The 21711-nt window shown below is 68.1% G+C and carries 18 protein-coding genes; 2 read left to right on the forward strand and 16 right to left on the reverse strand.

Annotated features, from left to right (window positions below):
• Nucleotides 1-66 precede the first annotated feature (66 nt).
• From AC1DOM_RS05670 to AC1DOM_RS05725, 12 genes are all read right to left on the reverse strand, one after another.
• Nucleotides 67-1377: a dicarboxylate/amino acid:cation symporter gene (locus AC1DOM_RS05670; protein WP_498961070.1), complete on the reverse strand. Its 1311-nt coding sequence runs from the start codon at nucleotides 1375-1377 to the stop codon at nucleotides 67-69.
• 55 nt (nucleotides 1378-1432) lie between these two features.
• Nucleotides 1433-3091: a BatD family protein gene (locus AC1DOM_RS05675; protein ID WP_498961072.1), complete on the reverse strand. Its 1659-nt coding sequence runs from the start codon at nucleotides 3089-3091 to the stop codon at nucleotides 1433-1435.
• Nucleotides 3088-4875: a VWA domain-containing protein gene (locus AC1DOM_RS05680; RefSeq protein ID WP_498961074.1), complete on the reverse strand. Its 1788-nt coding sequence runs from the start codon at nucleotides 4873-4875 to the stop codon at nucleotides 3088-3090. The genes AC1DOM_RS05675 and AC1DOM_RS05680 overlap by 4 nt, the downstream gene beginning before the upstream one ends.
• Nucleotides 4872-5873 carry a vWA domain-containing protein gene (locus AC1DOM_RS05685; RefSeq protein ID WP_498961076.1) on the reverse strand — a complete coding sequence of 334 codons (1002 nt, stop codon included), beginning with the start codon at nucleotides 5871-5873 and terminating at the stop codon, nucleotides 4872-4874. The genes AC1DOM_RS05680 and AC1DOM_RS05685 overlap by 4 nt, the downstream gene beginning before the upstream one ends.
• Entirely contained in the window at nucleotides 5870-6316 is a 447-nt protein-coding gene (locus AC1DOM_RS05690; RefSeq protein ID WP_498961296.1) for a DUF4381 domain-containing protein, read from the reverse strand. Before AC1DOM_RS05690 ends, AC1DOM_RS05685 begins: the two co-directional genes overlap by 4 nt.
• A 7-nt stretch (nucleotides 6317-6323) precedes the next feature.
• On the reverse strand, nucleotides 6324-7238 hold the full coding sequence (locus tag AC1DOM_RS05695; protein ID WP_498961078.1) for a DUF58 domain-containing protein: 915 nt from the start codon (nucleotides 7236-7238) through the stop codon (nucleotides 6324-6326).
• A gap of 2 nt (nucleotides 7239-7240) precedes the next feature.
• On the reverse strand, nucleotides 7241-8245 hold the full coding sequence (locus AC1DOM_RS05700) for an AAA family ATPase (RefSeq protein WP_498961080.1): 1005 nt from the start codon (nucleotides 8243-8245) through the stop codon (nucleotides 7241-7243).
• A 122-nt stretch (nucleotides 8246-8367) separates the two neighbouring features.
• Nucleotides 8368-10260, reverse strand: a complete 1893-nt coding sequence (locus AC1DOM_RS05705) for a type IV pilus secretin PilQ (protein WP_498961082.1) — start codon at nucleotides 10258-10260, stop codon at nucleotides 8368-8370.
• 12 nt (nucleotides 10261-10272) lie between these two features.
• Complete coding sequence (locus AC1DOM_RS05710) at nucleotides 10273-10806, reverse strand: pilus assembly protein PilP (protein ID WP_498961084.1); 534 nt, start codon at nucleotides 10804-10806, stop codon at nucleotides 10273-10275.
• Nucleotides 10806-11492, reverse strand: a complete 687-nt coding sequence (locus tag AC1DOM_RS05715) for a type IV pilus inner membrane component PilO (protein ID WP_498961086.1) — start codon at nucleotides 11490-11492, stop codon at nucleotides 10806-10808. The genes AC1DOM_RS05710 and AC1DOM_RS05715 overlap by 1 nt, the downstream gene beginning before the upstream one ends.
• Nucleotides 11489-12187: a PilN domain-containing protein gene (locus AC1DOM_RS05720; protein ID WP_498961088.1), complete on the reverse strand. Its 699-nt coding sequence runs from the start codon at nucleotides 12185-12187 to the stop codon at nucleotides 11489-11491. Before AC1DOM_RS05720 ends, AC1DOM_RS05715 begins: the two co-directional genes overlap by 4 nt.
• Nucleotides 12187-13245 carry a pilus assembly protein PilM gene (locus AC1DOM_RS05725; protein ID WP_498961090.1) on the reverse strand — a complete coding sequence of 353 codons (1059 nt, stop codon included), beginning with the start codon at nucleotides 13243-13245 and terminating at the stop codon, nucleotides 12187-12189. The genes AC1DOM_RS05720 and AC1DOM_RS05725 overlap by 1 nt, the downstream gene beginning before the upstream one ends.
• A gap of 220 nt (nucleotides 13246-13465) precedes the next feature.
• Between AC1DOM_RS05725 and AC1DOM_RS05730 the strand changes: the two genes are divergently transcribed.
• Both AC1DOM_RS05730 and AC1DOM_RS05735 read left to right on the forward strand, forming a co-directional pair.
• Nucleotides 13466-15958: a penicillin-binding protein 1A gene (locus tag AC1DOM_RS05730; protein WP_498961092.1), complete on the forward strand. Its 2493-nt coding sequence runs from the start codon at nucleotides 13466-13468 to the stop codon at nucleotides 15956-15958.
• Nucleotides 15959-16042: 84 nt separating this feature from the next.
• Complete coding sequence (locus AC1DOM_RS05735) at nucleotides 16043-16690, forward strand: hypothetical protein (protein WP_498961094.1); 648 nt, start codon at nucleotides 16043-16045, stop codon at nucleotides 16688-16690.
• 46 nt (nucleotides 16691-16736) lie between these two features.
• Here the strand turns inward: AC1DOM_RS05735 and AC1DOM_RS05740 are convergent, their stop codons facing one another.
• The 4 genes from AC1DOM_RS05740 to recG all read right to left on the reverse strand — a co-directional run bounded on the left by AC1DOM_RS05740 (nucleotide 16737) and on the right by recG (nucleotide 21694).
• On the reverse strand, nucleotides 16737-18026 hold the full coding sequence (locus tag AC1DOM_RS05740; protein WP_331713306.1) for a citrate synthase: 1290 nt from the start codon (nucleotides 18024-18026) through the stop codon (nucleotides 16737-16739).
• A 218-nt stretch (nucleotides 18027-18244) separates the two neighbouring features.
• Nucleotides 18245-18490: a type B 50S ribosomal protein L31 gene (locus tag AC1DOM_RS05745; protein ID WP_498961096.1), complete on the reverse strand. Its 246-nt coding sequence runs from the start codon at nucleotides 18488-18490 to the stop codon at nucleotides 18245-18247.
• A 148-nt stretch (nucleotides 18491-18638) separates the two neighbouring features.
• Nucleotides 18639-19571 (reverse strand): nucleoside hydrolase, encoded by a 933-nt coding sequence (locus AC1DOM_RS05750; RefSeq protein ID WP_498961098.1) that lies wholly within the window; start codon nucleotides 19569-19571, stop codon nucleotides 18639-18641.
• A gap of 14 nt (nucleotides 19572-19585) precedes the next feature.
• Entirely contained in the window at nucleotides 19586-21694 is a 2109-nt protein-coding gene (gene recG, locus AC1DOM_RS05755) for an ATP-dependent DNA helicase RecG (protein WP_498961100.1), read from the reverse strand.
• Between the last annotated feature and the right edge of the window lie 17 nt (nucleotides 21695-21711).

Here is a 21711-nt window from a genome sequence, read left to right on the forward strand (position 1 = left end):
GGAATCGGCGGGCAGGAACGGAATTGTCCCATGCCCGGGGTTCGCGATGCTCCGGGCCTCGCGGACTCAGGGGCTGTCAGCGGCTGTTTCGCCAGCCCCGAGGTCCGGTTCGCCCGCGGCCACGAGCGTAGCGAGCGTGAGGTCGCCGGTCACGTTGAGCGTGGTGCGGCACATGTCCAGGAAGTGGTTGACGCCCAGGATCATGCCGATGCCGACGGGGTCCACGCCCACCATCGCGCAGATCAGCGCCACCACGGGCAGCGAACCCGACGGCACGCCGGCCGTGCCGATGCCGCCGAGGATGCAGACCACCATCACCATCGCCTGCTGGCCAAGGCTGAGGTCCACGCCGAAGAACTGCGCGAGGAACAGGACCGTCACGCCTTCGAACAAGGCCGTGCCGTTCTGGTTGGCGGTGGCGCCGACGGTCAGCACGAAGCGCGCGATGCGGCGCGGCAAGCCGAGCTCTTCCTCCGCCACGCGCAGCGCGGTCGGGAGCGTGGCGTTGCTGGAGGCCGTCGAGAACGCCATCACCATCGCTTCCTGCGCGCCCTTGAAGAAGCGGATCGGCGAGTGGCCGGCCAGCTTCAGCGCGACCGAATAACTCACGAACTGGTGCAGCGCGAGCGCGAGCACGACGACGCCGACATACGCGCCCAGTCGCAGGAGCAGGTCGAACCCGAAGATCGACACCAGGTTGAACATGAAGCAGAACACCGCGATCGGCGCCAGTCGGATCACCAGGCCGATCAGCGTCATCGAGATTTCGAACAGGCCTTCGATGCCGCGCTTGAGGACGTCGGTCTGCGGCGTGCGCGTCAGCACCAGGCCGATGCCGAACATCACCGCGAAGAACATCAGCGACAGGATCGTGCCGTTGTTCGCGGCCGCCGCGACCACGTTGTCGGGCACGATGGACACCAGCATGTCGATGCCGCGCGGTTGTTCGCCGACGCTGGCGACGATTTCCTTCGCGCGGTCGGCGTTGTCGGCGAGCAGTTGTTGCGCCAGCGCCGGGTCGACGCCCGCACCGGGCTTGAGCCAGTTCACCAGCACCAGGCCGAGCAGCACCGCCACCGCCGAAAGCACCACCGTATAGAACAAGGTCTTCCAGCCGATCCGGCCCAGCGCGCGTACGTCGCCCATCTCGGCGATGCCGACGACCAGCGCCGAAAACAGCAGCGGCACGATCAGCATGAAGATCAACGACAGGAAGATCTTCGAGAACGGCGTGGTGACGTAGGTCGTGAACAGCTGCACCCAGGCGGCGTCGCTGCCGGTGGCATGGACCAGCAGGCCCGCCGTGATGCCGGCGATGAAGCCGATCGCGATCTTCGTGTGCAGCGGAAGGCGCTTGCGCGCGGTGGGCGTGGCCATGCGGATTCCTGGGCCGCGGACCCCCCGCGGAACGAATGCGACTTTAACGCGCGGCTCAGGCCGGCGGATAGAGCGGTGGCAGCGGATCGCGGACGTTCGCCGTGCGCTCGGCCGTGGCGACGCGCACGCCGCGGGCGAATGCGCGGCGCAGGGCCTCGCGCGCGGCGCGCGGGTCGCCACCTGCCCAACGCGCACGCTGCAAGGCGTCGAGGGCTGCGCGTTGGTCGGTGTCGGCGATGCGTGCGCGCAAGGCGTCGATGTCGGCGGCGGGCGGTTGCACGGCGGCGCAAAGCGTTTCGGCGATGTCGCCGAGGTCGCCGTCGGCCAATGCGCGCTTGAGGTCGGGGCGTGGGGAGGCGGGCTTGTCCGGTGCGACGCCATCGGTTGCGAGCTTCGGTGGGTGGCGGCCCAGGAACCACAACAGCGTGAACAGCCAGAGCAGCGCGAAGGCGGCCGCGGCGGCGGCCCACGGCAGGACGCGCCCCTGGATGCCGGGAATCGAGATGCGGCCGTCGGCGGTTTGCGTCGCATCGGCGACGTCGACCGGTGCGCCCGCGTCCGGCGGCGCGGCCGCGTTCACGCCCGTGCCGGGCGCGACTTTCAGATCGATCGGCGGCAAGGTCGCGGTGCGAGCGACGCCTGCGCGCACGTCCCACCATTCCAACTGCGGCGGATCGATGCGCAACGCACCGGCGCGCGTGGGCACGATCGAAAACGTGCGCGACAAGGTGGTGCGCGGGCGCGCTTCGGTAAAGGATTCGTCGGCCTGCACGGCCGCGGGGAAGACCTGCGCCGCACCGTTGGACGCCAGTTGCAGTTCGGGCATCTGTGCGGCGACCGCACCGTCGGCGACCGCTTCGATCTGCACGGTCGCCGATTCGCCCGCGCGCGCGGCATGCGGCAACGTGACGTATCGCAGGCGCAAGTCGGTCAACGGCAGCCACGGCTGCGGTGCGTTCGCGGGAATCGCGCGCACTTGCAGCACGCGATCCGGCGCATCGGCGGCCAGCGGACGGCGGCCATCGCCGAGCAGATCGTCGAAGAAGCCACCGACGCCCTGCCCGCGGAAGCGCGCACCCGGCAACACGACGCGACCGCTGCGTTCGCCGATCACGAGGAAGCGGCGTTCGATCACATTGTAGTGCCGACCGCCCATTTCCTGCGTGTACTGCAAGTCCTGGCCGACCTTGCGCAGCGTCGCGCCCTCCGGTTCGGATTGTTCGAGCGCGCCCGACACCAGCGGGACGGCGGTATACAAGCGCACCTTCAAGCCGACCGCTTGTTGCACCCACGGATCGCCGTCGTCGATCTCCGCCTCGATGAACGTATCGTCGCCTGCTTTCGTCGGCACGCGGCTCAGGGGCGCGACGGTGAGCGTGAGCGGCGGCGTGGTCTGCGCGCCGATGTGCAGCGAGGGAATCGTGATCACGCCTTCGCGCCGCGGTTGCAACAACACCGTGTACTGCGCACTCACGGTGATGTGGCCGTTCTCCGCGCGCGCGCTGCGTTGGCTCGAATGCCCGCTGAGGATGAAGTCGCGTTCGAGGGGTGCGTAGTCGGGGCCGCCCTGTGCGGAATCGGCGGCGATGTTCAGCGTCGAGGTCTCGCCGGCTTCGATGCGGTCGCGATCCAGCCACGCGCGTACCTGCGCATGCGCCGATGGCGCAAGCATCGCGAACAGAACGAGGGTGGCGAAGGCCCACTTGCGCATCATTCACCGCCCTCCAGTTGGCGGCGTTCGTATTCGAGGCGGAATTTCGCGCGCAGCAAGCCGCCCGGATCATCGGGGACGCGGCGCAGCCAGGCTTCGTTCGCGAGGCGGCGTTCGCGCTCGGCCGGGGTTTCCGCGCGCGCCTGGGCCTGGCCTTGTTGCGGCTTGCCGTTCTTGTCCTTGGCGAGGGCGCGTTGCATGCGTTCGCGTTGCGCGGCATCGGCGGCGCGTTGCGCCTGTGCTTCCTGCGGCGATTGCGGTTTGGCCTGCGCCTGTTGCTGCGACTGGCCGGACTGTTGCGATGGCCTTTGTTGTTGGCCCGCCTGTTGCTGCCCTTGCGAGGGCTTGGGCTGCCCGCCCTGCTGCTGCGCGGATTGTTGCTGCTGCTGTTGTTTCGGCGACTGCGACTGGCCGGCTTGTTGTTGCTGTTTTCCGTCCTGCTTGCCTTGCGCGCGCGGATCGTTGCGTTTGCTATCGCCGGAGGGCGGCTTGCGTTTCATCGCCGCAACGACTGCCTTCCGATTCGCGATGGCGTCTTCCATGTTCGGATGCGCCCGCAGCGCGCGATCGTAGGCCGCCAGGGCGTCCTCGTAACGGCCCTGCTTGGCGAGTGCGTTGCCGAGGTTGTACTGCGCATCGGCGCCGGGCACACCGTCGAAGGCCTGCTCCGCGGCGTCGAACTTGCCCGAGTGATAAGCCGCCTCGCCCGACGCCATGCGCTGCGCCGCGACCTGGTCGGCGCGTCGCCACAGTGTTCCCTGCGGCTTGTCCTGCGCGTGTGCGAATCCCATCGGCACGCACAACACGACCAGCATCGCAGCCACGCCCGCGCCACGCCGGAACGCGAAGACCGCCAGCAACATCAAGGGCGGAATGAGCCAGTAACCCGCGTCTTCCCAACTGCGGCCCGCGCGGCCCTGCGTGGAGGTCGCGCTCGCGGGATCGGCATGCAGGATGTCCAATGCACGCAGGTCCGCATCATCGATGGACAAGGCTGCGTAGCGCCCGCCGCCCGCATTGGCGAGCGACCGCAGCGACGCCGGATCGAGCGACACGCGCGAGATCCCGCCACCCACCTGTTGCACGACGGTGCCCTGCTCGCTGCCCAGGCCGAGGACGGAGACGCGCATGCCGCGCTTCATCGCTTGCGCGGCGGCGGCATTCGCGGCGGCGTCGCCATGGTCGGTGAGCACGAGGATGTCGCCGTGGTCGAAGCCGGCTTGGCGCATCAGGTCGACCGCGCGCGCGATGGCGCGATCGGGCCGATGGCCGTCGACCGGCATCACGTCGGGCGCGAGTGTGTCGAGGAAGAGCACGACATTCGCGGCGTCGTCGGTGAGCGGCGCGACGGTGTACGCGTCGTCGGCAAAGGCCAGCAAGCCCACCTGCCCGCCTGCGCGCTCGCGCAACAGGGTGGCGAGTTTCGCGCGCGCCTGCAGCAAGCGCGAAGGCGGCAAGTCCGCTGCCAGCGCGCTGCTCGACAGATCGAGCGCGACCACCAGCGGCGTCCGACTTTGCCACGCCGGCTGCGCGACCTGTTTCCATGCGGGACCCGCGAGCGCCAACACCGCAAGTGCGAAGGCGAGTAGCACGGCAATGAGCGTGCCGCGCGTGCGCACGTTCGACGCCGGTTCGAGCAAGAAGGGCAGCAAGTGCGCATCGACGGACGCGCGCCAGACATTGTCGCGACGCGTGCGTTGCCACCACAGCCACGCGATCAGTGGCAGCGCGAGCAAGGCCCACAGCCACGCGGGGCGCAGGAAATGCAAGAGGTCGAAGCCGCTCATGCGCGCCTCCGCAAGGGCACGGCGCCCAGCGCTGCGAGGCCGAGTGCGATCGCCAGGGGCAACGGATAGCGCTCGATGCGCGGACGCACCGCCTGTCCCGGGCGGCGGATCGGTTCGAGCCGATCGATCTCCGCGTAGATGCCCGCGAGCGACTCGGTATCGCGCGCACGGAAGAAGCGACCGCCGGTAATCTGCGCGATGCGTTGCAGGCCCGCTTCGTCGATTTCCGAATCGCCCGCACCGGGCAGGCGGAAACCGAACAGCGACACGCCGCCTTCGCCACCGAAGGCGATGGTGTGCACGCGGACTTTCGCGTCGCGCGCGAGTTCGGCGGCCTTCGCTGGATCCAGCACGCCCGCGGTATTGACGCCGTCGGTCAGCAGGATGACGACGCGTTGTTCGGACGGCTGCGATTGCAGGCGCTTCACCGCGAGTGCGAGTGCGTCGCCGAGCGCGGTTTCGCGCCCGGCCAGGCCGACGACGCTGTCCTGGAGTTGCTGGCGCACCGTCGTCAGGTCGAGTGTCAACGGCGTCAACGTGTACGCGCGTTGGCCGAACACGAGCAGGCCGACGCGATCGCCGCCGCGGCGATCGAGGAAGTCGGCGAGGACGGCCTTCGCGGCGGTCAGCCGATCGACGACGTTGCCACCGAGTTCCATGTCCTCTTCGCTCATGCTGCCGGACAGGTCGACGGCGAGCATCAAATCGCGCCCCACTTGCGGCGGTGCGATGGGCGGGCCGAGTTCCTGCGGGCGCGCGCACGCGAAACACAACGCGATCCACGCCAGCCACGCGAGCAGCCCGGCGCCGCGGCCGCGCAAGGCGTGGCCATTGCCCGCCTGCGCGACCTTGTCGATGTGCGCGCCGTAGGGCACGCGCAAGGCGGCCGCGCCCGAACGCCGACGCGGCAGCAACCATCGCGCGAGCAAAGGCAAGGGAATCGCGAGCAACGCGAGCGGCCAGGCGAACGTGGAGAGCCATTGCGCGAGCGCGTTCACCGCATCCACTCCAGGTAGCGGCGGCGCGCGCGCTCGCGCAGATCGGCGACGTCCGCCGGATCCACGTCGCGCCGGAATGCGCCTTCCAGCAGCACGGCCCCGGCTTGTCCATCGAACAAGGGTTCGCGTGCGCCGGCATCCAGGTGCGTGCGCCAGCGATCGCCTTCGTAGCGGTCGGCTTGTGGATCCTTGCGGCGCGCGGCGCGGCGCAGGAGTTCGGAGATGGCGGCCACTTCCGCGGCGGGCGTGGTCGCGCGCGCGAGCGCCCGGTCGAACACGCCGACGATCGCGCGGCGGCGCGCGCGTTTGCGATGCGCGAGCAACGCGATCACGCCGATCACTGCGACGAACGCGGCGAGCACGAGCCACCAGCCGGGCGCCAGCGGCCACCAGGACGTCGCGGGAGCGGCATGCACATCGCGCAACACGAGATCGGGCGTCATGCGCATGTCAGGCCACGCTCGCCTGCGGGCGGCCCCAGGCACCGAGCCACGCGTCGCTGGTGGCATCGGTCGACAACACGTCCACGCGCACGCCGCGCGCAGGCAAGGCTTGCAAGGCCGCCTCGATGGGCGCGACGAACTCGCCCCGCCAACGCTGGCGTTGGGACGCGGTCGCCAGATCCAGTTCGACGCGGTGATCGCCCGTTGCGAAGGGCAGCGCTGCTTTCGGCGGATCGCGCTCCAGCGGATCGACGAGCAGCAGCACCGTCGTGTCGTGGTGCAGCGCGAACGCCGGCCAGCGATGCGGATCGATCGCGGCGATGCTCGCAGGATCGGCGAGGACGATCAGGCGCGAACCGGGACGCAGCACGCGCTGTGCCTGGTCGAGTGCGACCGCCAGGCCCGCGTCGTCTTCGGGCGGCACGGCATACCAGCGCACGAGTGCATCCAGCACGCGCAATGCGCCACGCGGCCCGCCCGCCGGGGGAATCGGTGCTTCGCGCTGGCTGCCGCGCAAGGCGGCGACGCGGTCGCCGTCGCGCAATGCGGCCCACGCGGCGATCGCGCCCGCGCGCGCGGCCTGCACCGACTTGAAGCGCACGCGCGTGCCGAAATACAGCGTCGGCGCGGTGTCGGCGACGATCAGCGTCAGGCGCTCGCGTTCGGCCTGGAACAACTTGGTGTGCGGGCGCCCGCTGCGCGCGGTGAGGCGCCAGTCGATGTGGCGTGCGTCGTCGCCGATCGCGTATTCGCGCGATTCGGCGTATTCCATGCCACGCCCACGCATCGGCGAGAGCGCATGCCCGGTGACGCCATGCCGGCCGCGACGCGGCGCACGCCGCCCGAGTGCGAGCGCACGCAGCCCGACCAGTTCCTGCAGCGTGGGCACGATGCCTTCCTGCGGGGGCACGGCACGAGGCATGGTCAGGGCAAGGGCACCTTGTCGAGCAGTGCGCGCACGAGGCGGTCGCCGTCCCAGCCTTCGGCGGTGGCTTCGTAACTCGGCAACACGCGATGGCGCAGCACGTCGGGTGCGATCGCACGCACGTCTTCGGGCGTGACGAAGTCGCGTCCGGCGAGCCATGCCCGCGCACGCGCGCAGCGTTCGAGCGCGATCGAACCACGCGGGCTCGCGCCCCACGCGATGCGGCGGGCGAGCGAGGCGTCGTAGCGCGTCGGCTCGCGCGAGGCGAGCACGAGTTCGATGAGGTAACGCTCCACCGGCGGCGCCAGGTGCAGGTCGAGTACGGCGGCGCGCGCTTCGAAGACATCGTCGATCGGCATGCGCTCGACCGCTTCGGTGGTCGCCTGCAACACATTGCGCGCGCGTTCGCGCGCCAGGCGCAGGATTTCGGTTTCCGCCGCCGCGGCCGGATAGCCGATGCGCAGGTACATCAGGAAACGATCCAGCTGCGCTTCGGGCAGCGGGAAGGTGCCTTCCTGTTCGATCGGGTTCTGCGTCGCCATCACCAGGAACAGCGCCGGCAACGGATAGGTCTGCCGGCCGACGGTGACCTGGCGTTCGCCCATCGCTTCGAGCAGGGCCGACTGCACCTTGGCCGGCGCGCGGTTGATCTCGTCGGCGAGCAGGATGGGATGGAAGATCGGGCCGGGCTGGAATTCGAAGCGGCCGTCCTGCGGGCGCCAGACTTCGGTGCCGGTGAGGTCGGCGGGCAAGAGGTCGGGCGTGAACTGGACGCGGGCGAAGGCGGCATCCAGGCGCGCGGCGAGTGCGCGGATCGCGCTCGTCTTGGCCAGGCCCGGCGCGCCTTCGACGAGCAGGTGCCCGTCGGCGAGCAGTGCGATGAGGAGGCGTTCGATCAGTTCGCCCTGCCCGACGATCTCGGCCGAGAGTTGGTCGCGCAACGCGGAAAAGGCCGCGTGCAGGCGGGACGGCGGTGCGGTGTGGCTGTCGGCGCGATTGTCCATGCTGGGGCGGGGGATCCCGGGCGGTGTCGGGCCGAGTTTGACTGGTTCGCGGCCCGTTGGTTCACCCGGAAACGGCAACGGGGCCATGAGGCCCCGTTGCATTCATCCTTTGGCGAAGAAGATCAACCGCGCTGGGAGACCATCATCACCTTCGGCGTCACGAAGATCAGCAGCTCGGCCTTCTCCTTCGTGCGGCCCTTCTTCTTGAACAGGTTGCCGATCACCGGCAGGTCGCCCAGCCACGGCACCTTGGTCACGTCGGCGCGGTCGCGGAACTCGTACACGCCGCCGATCACGACCGTCTGGCCGTTGTCGACCAGCACCGCGGTGTTGATTTCGCGCTTGTTGATCTGGGGCACTTCACCGATGTCGGTATCGATGAAGCCTTCGATCTCGTCCTTCTTGATGGCCATGTTGAGGAACACGCGGCCGTCGTTGGTGATCGTCGGGGTGACCTTGAGCTCGAGCAGGACGTCCTTGAACTGCACGTTCGGGATCGCCGCACCGGAGCCCTGCTGCTGCGCGATCGTCACGTAGCCGACTTCCTGGCCCTGGCGGATCACCGCTTCCTTCTGGTTGCTGGTGACGATGCGCGGGTTGGAGATCACTTCGCCGCGGCCTTCGGTCTGCAGCGCGGAGAGCTCCATGTCGAGCACGTAGCCGGCGTTGATGATCGACAGGGCGAGCGAGCCGGCCGCACCGACGACCGGGAGGTCGACGTTGAGCGACTTGGCCGGCGGGACCGGGCGCACCGCACCGCTGTTGGCGGTGTTGCTGGCGACGTTGCCGTTGAACAGCACGTTGTCGTTGGCACCGGCGATGCCGAACTTCGCACCCAGTTCGCGGGCGAAGGATTCGGTGGCGATCACGATGCGGGCTTCGATCAGCACCTGGTCGACGGGCTTGTCGAGCAGGCCGACGAGGCGGCGCACTTCGGCGACCTTCGACGGGATGTCGATGATCAGCAGCGTGTTGGTGCGGCGGTCGAAGCTCATGCTGCCGCGGGGCGAGAGGAAGCCGCGCTGGGCGTTCGCGCCGCCGCCACCGCCACCGGAGCTGGACTTGCTTTCTTCGGTGAGGAGCTTGGCGATGTCCTCGGCGTTGCCGTAGTTGATCGGGATGTACTCGGTGATCATCTCGGCGCGGTTTTCGATCGCGATGCGCGCGTCTTCCTTCGCCTGCTCGTACTTGGCGATCTCGTCCTGCGGGGCGACCCACACCACGTTGCCGTCGCGACGCTTGTCCAGGCCCTTGGCGCGCAGGACGATGTCCAGCGCCTGGTCCCACGGCACGTTGATCAGGCGCAGCGTGACGTTGCCCGACACCGTGTCGGAGGCGACGACGTTGAGGTTGGATTCCTCGGCGATCAGCTGCAGGACGGTGCGCACGGGCACGTCCTGGAAGTTGAAGGTCACCGGGCGGCCGCCGTAAACCTTGGCCGGCGCGTTGGACGTGGTGGCGCCGACGGCGGCGTTCGAGCCCGGCTTGGCGGCGGCGCGCGGCACGACTTCGACGACGTATTCGTTGCCCGTCTGGTAGGCCATCGACTCGTACTGGCCGTTGGTGGCCAGCACCAGCTTGGTGCCCGCACCGTCGGCCCGCGCTTCGATGCGCTGCACCGGCGTTGCGAAGTCGGCGACGTTCAGCGGCTTGGCCAGCGAGGCCGGCAACCTGGCGTTGCCGACGTCGATGATCACCCGCGAACCTTCATTGCGGATGTCCGGGACCGCGCCCGAGCCGCTGAAGCGCAGGCTCAGCCGGCCGGAGCCGCCGTCGCCGCGCTTGAAGTCGATGTTGGAGACGGAGATCGTGCCCGGCACGTTCTTGCTCGGATCGACGTTGGGCGTGGGCGCGGTGGCCGCGGTGGCTGCGGACTGCGCGGCGAGGACGCGCGATGCCTGGGCGGCATCGGCGGCGCCGAAGGCCGTCACGAGCCCGATCGCGAGCCCGAGCACCCCGGCCCGAAGGAAGGGGCGCCGTGCAGGCCGCATCGGTGTGGCGTTGTGCAAGGTCATCGTCCTTTCCCCTTATTGATCTTCGAGCGCGACGGTCGCAGGGCGTTCCAGCCAGCCGCCCGCACCATCCGGCACCAATTCCACGAGTTCGATCCGGTCTTCGTAGACCGCGGTCACGCGACCGTCGGCCTGCCCCAAATACACGCCGGGGCGAACGCGATACGTCACCTTGTCCGGCGCCATGACCAGCGCGATGAGGTTGGACCCGGTCCCCAGCGTGCCGACCATGTCGAGGCTGTCGAGCGGGAACTGTTCGAGCGTCTGCTTCGGGCGGTTCGGGTCCGGGCGCGGGCCGCTGCCGCCACTGATGTCGCTGAAGGCTTCGCTGAAGGGATCGCGCAAGGCCTGGGCGGCGTATTCGAAGGTCTCGAACTGCTGCATCACGGGCAGCGGATCGAGCGGCGGCGCAGGACGCGCCTTCACTTCGGCGACCCATTTCTCGAGGTCTCTCGCCGGTTCGGGGCCGCTGTTGACGCTGCGGCCGCAGGCGGCGAGCACGAGCAAGGCGATCGCCAGCAGGACGCGGGAGGTGTGCTTGGAAGTCATCACTTCTTCCCTCCCTTCGGCGGAGGTGCCTTCTTGCCACCCTTGGCAGGGGCACCGGCACCGGGCGTCTCGTTGTCGTCGAGATAACGGTAAGTCTTCACCGTACCGGCAAGCTGCAGGATGCTGTTCGGGCCGATCTTGGCGCCGGGCGTCGGATTGCGGGGGGTCAGCACGATGTTGTGCATCGTCATGATCACCACGCGCGGCAGCGAAGCCACGCCGCTCACGAACGCGCCGAACTGGTGGTAGGTGCCCACCATGCGCAGCTGGATCGGCTTCTCGGCGTAGAACTCCTTCGGCGCTTCCGGACCCGGCTGGAAGAGTTCGTTGGTGATGCCGGTGGCGAGCGCGGTCTGCGAGATGTCGATGATCAGGTCCGGCATCTCGGTCTTGCTCGGCAACTGGCGCAGCATCTGCTGCAGTTGCTGCTCCATCTGCGCCAGCTGGAGCTTGAGCGGTTCGAGGTTGGCCGCCTGGCCCTGCTTCTCTTCGAACGTGCCGCGCAGTTCGGCTTCCTTCCGGTCGAGCTCGTTCAGTTGCTCGCGCTGGCCGGTGATCACGAAGTACCAGACCAGGCCGATGATGGCCGCCGCGATGAACGCGCAGAAGGCGATCTTGTACGACTGCGGCCAAGCGGCGGTGTTGTTGAGGCTGATGTCCTTCAGCGCCATCTTCTTCTGGCTCATGGCGCGGCTCCATTCGTCGGGGCGGCGGCGGGCGCCGGCGCGGCCTTGGCCGGAGCGGCGGCGGTCCCTGCGCTGGCGGGCGTGACGCCGGTGGGCGGCGCGACCGTGGGCGCGGCATCGGGGATGCCGTCCTTGTTTTCATCCTTCGGCGCGTTGGGATTGGCGAGCTTGACCTGCAGGTCGAACTCGTACGGCAAGCCCTTGTTGGTGCCGCGCGCTTCGATCACCGAGAGTTCGGGGTTGGTCATCCAGCCCGAGCTTTCGAGGTTGCGCATGTAGGTGGAGACGCGCGCGTTGGACTGCGAGCGGCCCTTGAGCGTGAGCATCTCGCCGTTCTGCTGGATCGAGGCGAGCGTGACGCCGTCGGGGATCGTGCGCACCAGCGAGTCGAACAGGTGGACCATCTGCGAGCGGTTGGCCTGCAGCTCTTCGATCACCGTCTTGCGCGCGAGCAGCTTGGCCTTCTTGTCGTCGAGCAGCTTGATCTCGTCGATCTTGGCCTGGACCTTCGTGATTTCGCCTTCGAGGTAGGCGTTGCGATCGGTCTGACCGTCGATCTGCGCGTTGTAGAACATGTAGATCAGGAAGGAGAGGACGACCGCGCTCAGCGCGGCCGCGCCCACCATCGCCATGAATTCCTTCTGGCGCTGGCGCCGGCGCTCGGCGCGCCACGGGAGGAGGTTGATCCGTGCCATCAGTCGAAGCTCCTCATGGCCAGGCCGCAGGCGATCATCAGCGCGGGGGCGTCCTGGTTCAGCGCGTGCGCCTGCACGCGCGGACCGAGCGTCATCTGCGCCAGCGGGTTGGCCATCACCGTCGGCACGCCGAGTTGCTCTTCGACCATCGCGGCGATGCCGGGGATGGAGGCGCAACCGCCGGCGAGGACGATCTGGTCGACGCGGTTGAATTCGCTGCCGGCGTAGAAGAACTGCAGCAGTCGGCTGACCTGCTGGACCATCGCTTCCTTGAAGGGCTCCAGGACTTCGATGTCGTAGCTTTCCGGCAGGCCGCCCTGGCGCTTGGCCAGGCCGGCTTCTTCGTAGCTCAGCCCGTAACGGCGCATCACTTCGTCGGTGAGCTGCTTGCCGCCGAACACCTGTTCGCGGCTGTAGAGGCTCCGGCCGTTGCGCAGGATGTTGAGCGTGGTCATCGTCGCGCCGGTGTCGACCAGCGCGATGATCCCGTCGCGCGGCGCGCTGAGGGTGTCGGCGAGCAGCGAGAAGGCGTTCTCGATCGCGAAGGCCTCGACGTCCATCACCTTCGCGGTGAGGCCGCCCAGCTCGAGCGCGGCGACGCGGGCATCGACGTTCTCGGTGCGCGAGGCCGCGAGCAGCACCTGCACCATGTCCGCGTTGCCCGGCATCTGGCCCAGCACTTCGAAGTCGAGGTTCACTTCCTCGATCGGGTACGGGATGTAGTTGACCGCTTCGAGTTCGACCTGCGATTCCAGGTCGGTCTCGTCCAGGTCGCCCGGCATCGGGATGATCTTGGTGATCACCGCCGAGCCCGCGACGGCCGCGGCCGCGTGCCGGGCGCGGGCGCCCGAGCGGTTCACGGCGCGCTTGATGGCTTCGCCGACGGCTTCCACCTCGACGATGTTCTTTTCCACCACGGCGTTGGGCGGCAGAGGTTCGACCGCGTAGTGCTCCACGCGGTAACGGTTCCCGGATCGGGAGAGCTGCAGCAGCTTGACGGCGGTCGAGCTGATGTCGACCCCGATCAGCGGCGGCTGACTGTTTGTGATCAATCCCACGTTTTCTCCCCTATTCACGGGCGCTTACGCGCACTTCGTGCCCCGAAGCATTAAATAACGGACTTTAAACGATCTGGCAACCTCCCCTACCCCGGGCGCCCATCACAAGTCCGACATTCCCCTTCCTGAACGGCCTTGGCGGTCACTTCCGGCCGCCGAGGCATTCCCCACGCCTCCTCTATACTCCTTGTCCCAAGAAGCCCGCAATCGGATTGGTTTGATGTCTCGTTTTCGTCGTGTGCTGCGTTGGGGTTTGGTGGGTTTTCTCGGTGCGGCCGTCCTGGGGGTCCTGGGGCTCGGGCTGCTGTACTTCCTGATCGCGCCGAAGCTGCCCGACGTGGACCAGCTCCGGAACGTGGCTCTGCAGGAGCCGATGTACGTGTACGCGCGCGACGGGCGCCTGATGGCCCTGTTCGGCGAAACGCGGCGCTACCCCATCCAGATCGAGAAGGTCCCGCCGCGCCTGAAGCAATCCTTCATCGCCATCGAGGACTCGCGCTTCTACGAGCACCACGGTGTGGACTACAAGGGCGTCGCGCGTGCGGTGTGGCTGCTCGCCACCACCAACGACAAGCGCGTGCCCGGTGGTTCGACGATCACCCAGCAGGTGGCGCGCCAGTTCTTCCTGAGCTCCGAGTACAGCTACTCGCGCAAGATCGCCGAGATGATGCTGGCGATGCGCATGGAGAAGGAGCTGACCAAGGACGAGATCCTCGAGCTCTATCTCAACAAGAGTTTCTTCGGCAATCGCGCCTACGGCGTCGCCGCGGCGGCGGAGTTCTATTTCGGCAAGTCGCTCGACCAGCTCTCGCTCGACGAGATGGCCACGCTCGCGTCGATTCCGAAATTCCCGTCCAGCGGCAATCCGATCACCAATCCCGAACGCGCGAAGATCCGCCGCGACTACGTGCTGCAGCGCATGCGCGAGCTGCGTTTCATCTCGCCGTCCGAGGAACAGGCCAGCGCCGCGGTGGCGATGCACGCCACGCCGCATGAGCGCCCGATCGAGGTGTACGCGCCGTACGTGGCCGAGATGGTGCGACAGGAAATGGTCGCGCGTTTCGGCGGCGACGTGCTCACCAAGGGTTACCACGTCACCACGACGATCGACCCGACGCTGCAGACCGCCGCCGACCAGGCGATCCGCGACGGCCTGGCGGTGTACGACCATCGCCACGGTTGGCGCGGCGCCGAGAAGCAGGTGGAACTGCAGGCGAACGAATCGCCCGAAGCGTTGCGTGCGCATCTGCGCGGCGTGATCACCCAGGCCAATCTGCTCCCCGCGCTCGTCACCGGCACCGAAGGCGGCAACGCGACGGTGATGCTCGGCGACGGCACCGAACTGACGCTCGACGCCAAGTCGAGCCAGTGGACCGGCAAATCGCCGGGTGAGCTGCTCAAGCGGGGCGACATCGTGCGCGTGCGCAAGGACATCCCGCGCGCCACGCTCGACAAGGACGGCAAGCCGGTGCCGCCGCCGGCCGATGCCACGACCACGTACGCGCTCGACCAGGTGCCGCGCGCGCAGTCGACGTTGATTTCGATGGAAGCCGACACCGGCGCGTTGCGCGCGCTCGTCGGCGGCTATAGCTTCGCCGCGAACAAGTTCAACCGCGCCACGCAATCGCGTCGCCAGCCCGGTTCGAGCTTCAAGCCTTTCCTGTACGCGGCGGCGTTCGACCGTGGCTACAACCCCGCGTCGATCGTGCTCGACGCGCCCGTCGTGTTCCGCGACCGCGTCGGCCACCTGTGGCGCCCGCAGAACGACTCGGGCAACTTCGCCGGCCCGATGCGTCTGCGCGAAGCGCTCGTGCAGTCGCGCAACCTGGTCTCGGTGCGCCTGCTCGATGCGATCGGCGTGGACTACGCGCGCAAATACATCAGCCACTTCGGTTTCCCGATCGACCAACTGGTGCCGAACCTGTCGATGTCGCTCGGCAGTTCGTCGCTGCAGCCGCTGGCGGTCGCGCGCGGTTACGCCGTGTTCGCCAACGGCGGTTTCCTCGTCACGCCCTATCTCGTCGACGACGTGAAAGACCGCAGCGGCAAGGTGATCTTCAAGGAAAAGCCCTTGGTGGCCTGCCGCGGTTGCGGCATGCGCAACGGGCAGTTGGTGACCTCCACGGTCGTCGACGGTTTCGACCTGGGCAATGCGCCGGCATCGCCCTCGACGGTGAAGACCTCCAAGCCCGCCGAACCGGTGAAGCTCGCCGAAGGCACCACGCTCGCGCCGCGCGCCATCGACGAACGCACGGCCTACCAGCTCGTGTCGATGATGCGCGACGTCGTGCAGCGCGGCACCGGCACGGCCGCCAAGGTCCTCGGCCGCGAAGACGTCGGCGGCAAGACCGGTTCGACCAACGACCATCGCGACGCGTGGTTCTCCGGCTTCGGCGGCAACATGGCGACCACCGTGTGGGTCGGCCGCGACGACTACAAATCGCTCGGCTACCGCGAGTACGGCGGCAAGGCCGCGTTGCCGATCTGGATCGACTACATGCGCGTCGCGCTGGAAGGCCGCCCGGTGATGGCGAACGATCCGCCCGAGGGCATGGTGGAAGTCGCCGTGGGTCCGGGCGGTCACCTCATCCCGGGCAGCACCGGCGGCATCACCGAATGGGTGAAGGCCGAAGACCTCGAACGCATGGAAAGCTACGTCGACTACGGCCCCGACGACCAGGCCCCGAGCGAAGACACCTACGACATCTTCTGAGCCCGCGCCGGCCACGGCCGGCGTGACGGTTTGCGCGCGGGTCGATGCGTTACAGTCGGCCCGGGTCGACTCGGGAGACGCACCATGCACCACGCCCAGCAACACGCGCAGACCCGAACCCTCGAACGCCGCCGCCGCCTCGCCCACGAGGCCGCGCGCCTGATGGCCGAAAGCGGCATCCGCGATTTCCACCAGGCCAAGCGCAAGGCCGCCGAGCGCCTGGGCATCCACGACGACGCATCGCTGCCGCGCAACCGCGAGATCGAAGATGCGTTGCGCGAATACCAGCGCCTGTTCCAGGGCGACGCGCAGGCCGCCGGCTTGCGCGCGCGTCGCGACGCCGCATTGCGCGCGCTGGAATTCTTCGCGGTGTTCGACGCGCGCCTCGTCGGCCCGGTCCTCGACGGCACCGCCGATCGCTACTCGCCCGTCGCCTTGCATCTGTACACCGACGATGCAGAAGCGGTCGTGCGTTACCTCGACCAACACCTGATCCCCGCCGAATCGCGTTCACGGCGCATCCGCTTCGATCGCGAACGCGCCGACGACGTGCCAGTGTGGGTGTTCAGCGCCGAAGACCTGACCTTCGACCTGACCGTGCTGCCGCGCGATGCGCTGCGGCAGTCGCCGTTGTCGTCGATCGACGAGAAGCCGATGAAGCGCGCGTCGCTGGCGCAATTGCGCGAGTTGATCGCCGAAGACGAGATCGCCGGTTACGAAGGCGGGAAATAAAAAAAAGCCCCGCAGATGCGGGGCTTTTCGTTTTCGCATCGATCGATCAGCGCTTGGCCAGGTCGACGTAATCGCGTTCGGCGTAACCGGTGTAGATCTGGCGCGGGCGGCCGATCTTGGCTTCCGGATCGGTCTGCTGTTCCAGCCAATGCGACACCCAGCCGGCGGTGCGCGCGATGGCGAACATCACGGTGAACATCTCCGTCGGGATGCCCAGCGCCTTGTAGATGATGCCCGAGTAGAAATCGACGTTCGGGTAGAGCTTGCGCTGCACGAAGTAGTCGTCCTTCAGCGCGGCCTCCTCGAGCTTCACCGCCACGTCGAGCAGCGGATCGTTGACGCCGAGTTCGTCGAGCACCTTGAAGGTCATCTCGCGGATGATCTTGGCGCGCGGATCGAAGTTCTTGTACACGCGGTGGCCGAAGCCCATCAGGCGGAAGCCCGATTCCTTGTCCTTCGCCTTCGCGACGGCCGAGCCCACGTTTTCCGGCCGGCCGATCTCCGAGAGCATCTTGAGCACGGCTTCGTTCGCACCGCCGTGCGCCGGGCCCCACAGCGCGGCGACGCCGGCGGCGACGCACGCGTATGGGTTCGCGCCGGTGGAACCGACCAGGCGCACCGTCGAGGTCGACGCGTTCTGCTCGTGGTCGGCGTGCAGGATGAAGAGCAGGTCCAGCGCCTTGGCTGCGGTCGGGCTGAGCTCCAACGGCTCGCTCGGCACTTCCTTCATCATGTGCAGGAAGCGCGTGGTGTATTCGAGGTTGTTCTTCGGATAGCGGATCGGCCAGCCGATCGAGTAGCGGTAGCACGCCGCGGCGATCGTCGGGACCTTCGCGATCAGGCGGATCGCGGCGAGGCGGCGCTGTTCGGCGTCTTCCAGGTCGAGCGAGCCGTGGTAGAAGCTCGCCATCGAACCGAGCATGCCGACCATCATCGCCATCGGATGCGCGTCGTGGCGGAAGCCGTAGAGGAAGGTGCGGAAGGCCTCGTGCATCATCGTGTGATGCGTGACCTCGTGGTCGAAGGCTTCGAACTCGGTCTTCGACGGCAGTTCGCCGTGCATCAGCAGGTAGGCCACCTCGAGGAAGCTCGAGTTCTTGGCGAGCTGCTCGATCGGGTAACCGCGATACAGCAGCACGCCTGCGTCGCCGTCGATGTAGGTGATCGCCGACTTGCACGCGGCGGTGGCGGTGAAGCCCGGATCGTAGGTGAAACAGCCGGTTTCCTTCGGCAGCTTCGCGATGTCGATGCAGGGCTGGCCGAGCACGGGATGCTGCACCGGCAGCGCGACGTTCTTGTCGCCGGCGGTCAACGTCACCTGGTCGAGTTTGGACACAAGACGCTCCTTCGAAAACGTAGAGCCGCGGGCGGCCGCGGAAGGCCGGAATTATTGCATGGGAACCGTTTTCCCGACGCGCGACTTTCGACCTACGGCGTTGCGCCGGATTTGAAGGAATGCACTAAAAAACAGCCCCCGCGCACCGGGGCCGGAAACGAAAACGGCCGCCCTGGGGCGGCCGTCGTCTGCATGCGGGCCCGGAGGCACGCCGCGGATTACTTCTGCGCGTAACGCTTGCGGAACTTGTCCACGCGACCGCTCGTGTCGACGAGCTTGTTCTTGCCCGTATAGAACGGGTGCGTGGCCGACGAGACTTCCACCTTGATCAGCGGATACTCGTTGCCGTCCTCCCACTTCGTCGTTTCCTTGGAGGCAAGCGTCGAGCGCGTGAGGATCTTGAAATCGGAAGTCACGTCGTGGAAAACCACTTCGCGATATTCGGGATGGATGCCGGCCTTCATGGCTGCCACCGGGTCTGAGCTAGGAAAGAGCGGCATTCTAGCCGGCCGGCTGAGCTGGGCGCAACCCATCCACCCCGCAAAAGCCTGAATCCCCCTTCCAAGGGGGATCGAGCGCGCAAAGCGCGCTCGAGGGGGATAACCACGACGCCTACCCGGCAGCCAGCGCCGCCGCCACGCGGGCCTCGAATGCCGCCTGATCGTATCGCAGCAGGATCGCGACATTGTCGGGCCGGCCTTCTTCACGCCGCCAGTCCACGATCGTGGCGCCGCGCGTGTGGCGGCCTTCCAGTTCGATCGTCATCGGGCGCTCGGCAATGTCGATCGCCCCCGCGGGCTCCAGGGCATGGGCCATCGCCAGGGCATCGGCCGAATGCCAGTTCTCCCCGCGGCGCGCGGCGGCCCAGTCGCGCGTGCGGCGCGAGATCGCATCGTAGAAACGCGCGCGCGGCGAATCCGCCTGCAGCCACTGCTCGAATCGTTCGTGCGGGAACCCGTGCGCCATCACCGCTTCCCAGTCGACGAGCTCGGTGCGCGCGAACGAGGAGGACACGATGTGCGCCGCTTCCGGATCGAAGGCGATGTTGAACTCCGCCGCCGCCGTGATGTTGCCGTGCGCGGTGACCGCGCCGCCCATCACGACGAGGCGCGCGATGCGCGTGGGCAGCGTCGGATCCAGTTTCAACGCGAGCGCGAGATTGGTCAGCGGGCCGAGCGCGACGAGCAACAACTTACCGGCGTGCGCATGCGACAGGCGCAGGATCGCGAGCGCCGCATGTTCGGCTTCGGCGGCGCGGACCGGCGCGTCGTAGGCGATGTCGCCGAAGCCGTCGAGTCCGTGGACGTAGCCCGCGTCGCGCGCCGGATGCAGCAGCGGCGCCTGCGTGCCCGCGAAGACCGGCACGGGGTGCTGCGCGACTTCGCACAGTTTCAGCGCGTTGCGCACGGTGTGCGCCAACCCCACGTTGCCCGCGGCGATCGTCAAGCCGACGACTTCGTGCCGAGGATCGTCGAAGGCCATCAGCAGCGCGAGCGCGTCGTCGACGCCGGGATCGGTGTCGATCAGGAGGGGAATGCGGGTCATGTGTTCCTCAAGTTCTATGCCGAAGCGTAGCGCGCCGCGCCGCCGACCCAACGATCGATGACGCGATCGGCCAGCGCGGGATCGTCGGCGAGCAAGCGATCGGCGAGCGCGCGCACCTGCGGCAGCATCGCCGCATCGCGCGCCAGGTCGGCGACGCGGAACGCGGCCAGGCCGGTCTGCTTCGTACCGAGCAATTCGCCCGGCCCGCGCAGTTGCAGGTCCTTCTCGGCGATCACGAAACCGTCGTTGGTTTCGCGCATCGTTTCCAGGCGCTGCCGGGCCATCAGCGACAACGGCGATTGATACAGCAGCACGCACGAGGACACCGCGCTGCCCCGCCCCACGCGTCCACGCAACTGGTGCAACTGCGAAAGGCCGAGGCGTTCGGCGTTCTCGATGATCATCAAGGACGCATTGGGCACGTCGACGCCGACTTCGATCACCGTCGTGGCCACCAGCACTTCGAGCGTTCCTTCCTTGAACGCGCGCATCGTCGCCTGTTTCTCGGCGGCCTTCATGCGCCCGTGCACGAGCCCGACGCGCACCTTCGGCAATGCCGCGGACAGCGTCTCGAACGTCGACTGCGCGGCTTGCGCGATCACTTCATCGGAATCGTCGATCAGCGTGCACACCCAGTAGGCTTGGCGACCTTCGGCGCACGCCGCGCGGATGCGTTCGATCAACTCCGGACGGCGATCGCTGCTCAGCGCCACCGTCTGCACGGGCGTGCGGCCCGGCGGGAGTTCGTCGATCGCCGAGACATCGAGGTCGGCGTAGGCCGCCATCGCGAGCGTGCGCGGGATCGGCGTTGCCGTCATCACGAGTTGGTGCGGCACGCTGTCGCCGCCGGCGCCCTTGTCGCGCAAGGCGAGCCGCTGGTGCACGCCGAAGCGATGCTGCTCGTCGACGATGGCCAGCGCGAGGTCGTCGAACACCACGCCTTCCTGCATCAACGCATGCGTGCCGACGACGACCTGGGCTTCGCCGGAGGCCACCGCCGCGAGCACCTGCGTGCGCGCCTTGCCGGTCACCTTGCCCGCCAGCCAGGCCACCCGCACGCCGAGCGGTTCAAGCCAGCCGCGCAGGTTGACCAGGTGTTGTTCGGCAAGCAATTCGGTCGGCGCCATCAACGCGGCCTGCCGCCTGCCTTCGACCGCGAGCATCGCCGCGAGCGCGGCGACGACCGTCTTGCCGCTGCCGACGTCGCCTTGCACGAGGCGCAGCATCGGATGCGGTTGCGCGAGATCGTGGCGCAGTTGTGCATACACGCGTGCCTGCGCGCCGGTGAGCGCGAACGGAAGCGAGGCCTGCAAACGGTCGGCCAAGACGCCGGGCGCGTCGAGCACCGGCGCGCGATGCCGCTGCAAGGCGATGCGCTGGCGGCGCAGGCTCAGGTTGTGCGCCAGCAATTCTTCGAGCGCGAGCCGTTGCTGCGCAGGATGCGTGCCTGCGAGCAAGGCATTGATGTCCGCATCGCGCGGCGGGCGATGCATCGTGAGCAAGGCGTCGCGGAGCGAAGGCAGATTCAATTCGGCGCGCATCGCCGACGGCAGTAATTCCAGCGCGTCGGCGTCGGGCAACTTGTCGAGCGCCTGCCCGATCAACTTGCGCAAGGCGCCGGGGCCGATGCCTTCGATCGCCGGATACACCGGGTCGAGCAATTCACCGAGCGCATCGTCGGCATCGCCGACCACGCGGTAACTCGGATGCACGATCTCCATGCCCTTCTGCCCCGCGCGCGGCGTGCCGTAGCAGCGCACGCGCGTGCCCGGCGCGAACTGCGCCGCCTGCTGCGCGCGGAAATGGAAGAAGCGCAGCAGGAGCGTGCCCTGCGAGTCGTCGCCGATGGCCACGCGCAAGGAAGGCCGAAAGCGGAATCCGCGATCCACCGCTTCGACGACGCCTTCGACCTGCGCCGGCTGGCCCGGCTTGAGGGCACGGATCGGCGTGAGCGACGTGCGGTCTTCGTATTGGCGCGGCAGGTGCAGCCACAGGTCCTGCAGCGTGAGCAGGCCGCGCGTCGCGAGTTTTTCGGCCACGCGCGGGCCCACGCCGCCGAGCGAGGACAGCGGCGCATCGCCTGCGGCGGCGAATCCGGGAATCGGTCGAGCGACGCGCGCCACGCGGTGCGTGCGATGCG

Source organism: Lysobacter sp. P5_B12, from assembly GCF_056400425.1.

Bases quoted from the DNA above. Each gene is read 5' to 3' on its own strand.
- AC1DOM_RS05730 (WP_498961092.1), top strand. From the start codon at position 13,466: ATGTCTCGTTTTCGTCGTGTGCTGCGTTGGGGTTTGGTGGGTTTTCTC.
- AC1DOM_RS05720 (WP_498961088.1), bottom strand. From the start codon at position 12,187: ATGGCACGGATCAACCTCCTCCCGTGGCGCGCCGAGCGCCGGCGCCAG.
- AC1DOM_RS05680 (WP_498961074.1), bottom strand. From the start codon at position 4,875: ATGAGCGGCTTCGACCTCTTGCATTTCCTGCGCCCCGCGTGGCTGTGG.
- AC1DOM_RS05675 (WP_498961072.1), bottom strand. From the start codon at position 3,091: ATGATGCGCAAGTGGGCCTTCGCCACCCTCGTTCTGTTCGCGATGCTT.
- AC1DOM_RS05705 (WP_498961082.1), bottom strand. From the start codon at position 10,260: ATGACCTTGCACAACGCCACACCGATGCGGCCTGCACGGCGCCCCTTC.
- AC1DOM_RS05715 (WP_498961086.1), bottom strand. From the start codon at position 11,492: ATGAGCCAGAAGAAGATGGCGCTGAAGGACATCAGCCTCAACAACACC.
- AC1DOM_RS05690 (WP_498961296.1), bottom strand. From the start codon at position 6,316: ATGACGCCCGATCTCGTGTTGCGCGATGTGCATGCCGCTCCCGCGACG.
- AC1DOM_RS05735 (WP_498961094.1), top strand. From the start codon at position 16,043: ATGCACCACGCCCAGCAACACGCGCAGACCCGAACCCTCGAACGCCGC.
- AC1DOM_RS05700 (WP_498961080.1), bottom strand. From the start codon at position 8,245: ATGGACAATCGCGCCGACAGCCACACCGCACCGCCGTCCCGCCTGCAC.
- AC1DOM_RS05670 (WP_498961070.1), bottom strand. From the start codon at position 1,377: ATGGCCACGCCCACCGCGCGCAAGCGCCTTCCGCTGCACACGAAGATC.
- AC1DOM_RS05745 (WP_498961096.1), bottom strand. From the start codon at position 18,490: ATGAAGGCCGGCATCCATCCCGAATATCGCGAAGTGGTTTTCCACGAC.
- AC1DOM_RS05750 (WP_498961098.1), bottom strand. From the start codon at position 19,571: ATGACCCGCATTCCCCTCCTGATCGACACCGATCCCGGCGTCGACGAC.
- AC1DOM_RS05695 (WP_498961078.1), bottom strand. From the start codon at position 7,238: ATGCCTCGTGCCGTGCCCCCGCAGGAAGGCATCGTGCCCACGCTGCAG.
- AC1DOM_RS05710 (WP_498961084.1), bottom strand. From the start codon at position 10,806: ATGACTTCCAAGCACACCTCCCGCGTCCTGCTGGCGATCGCCTTGCTC.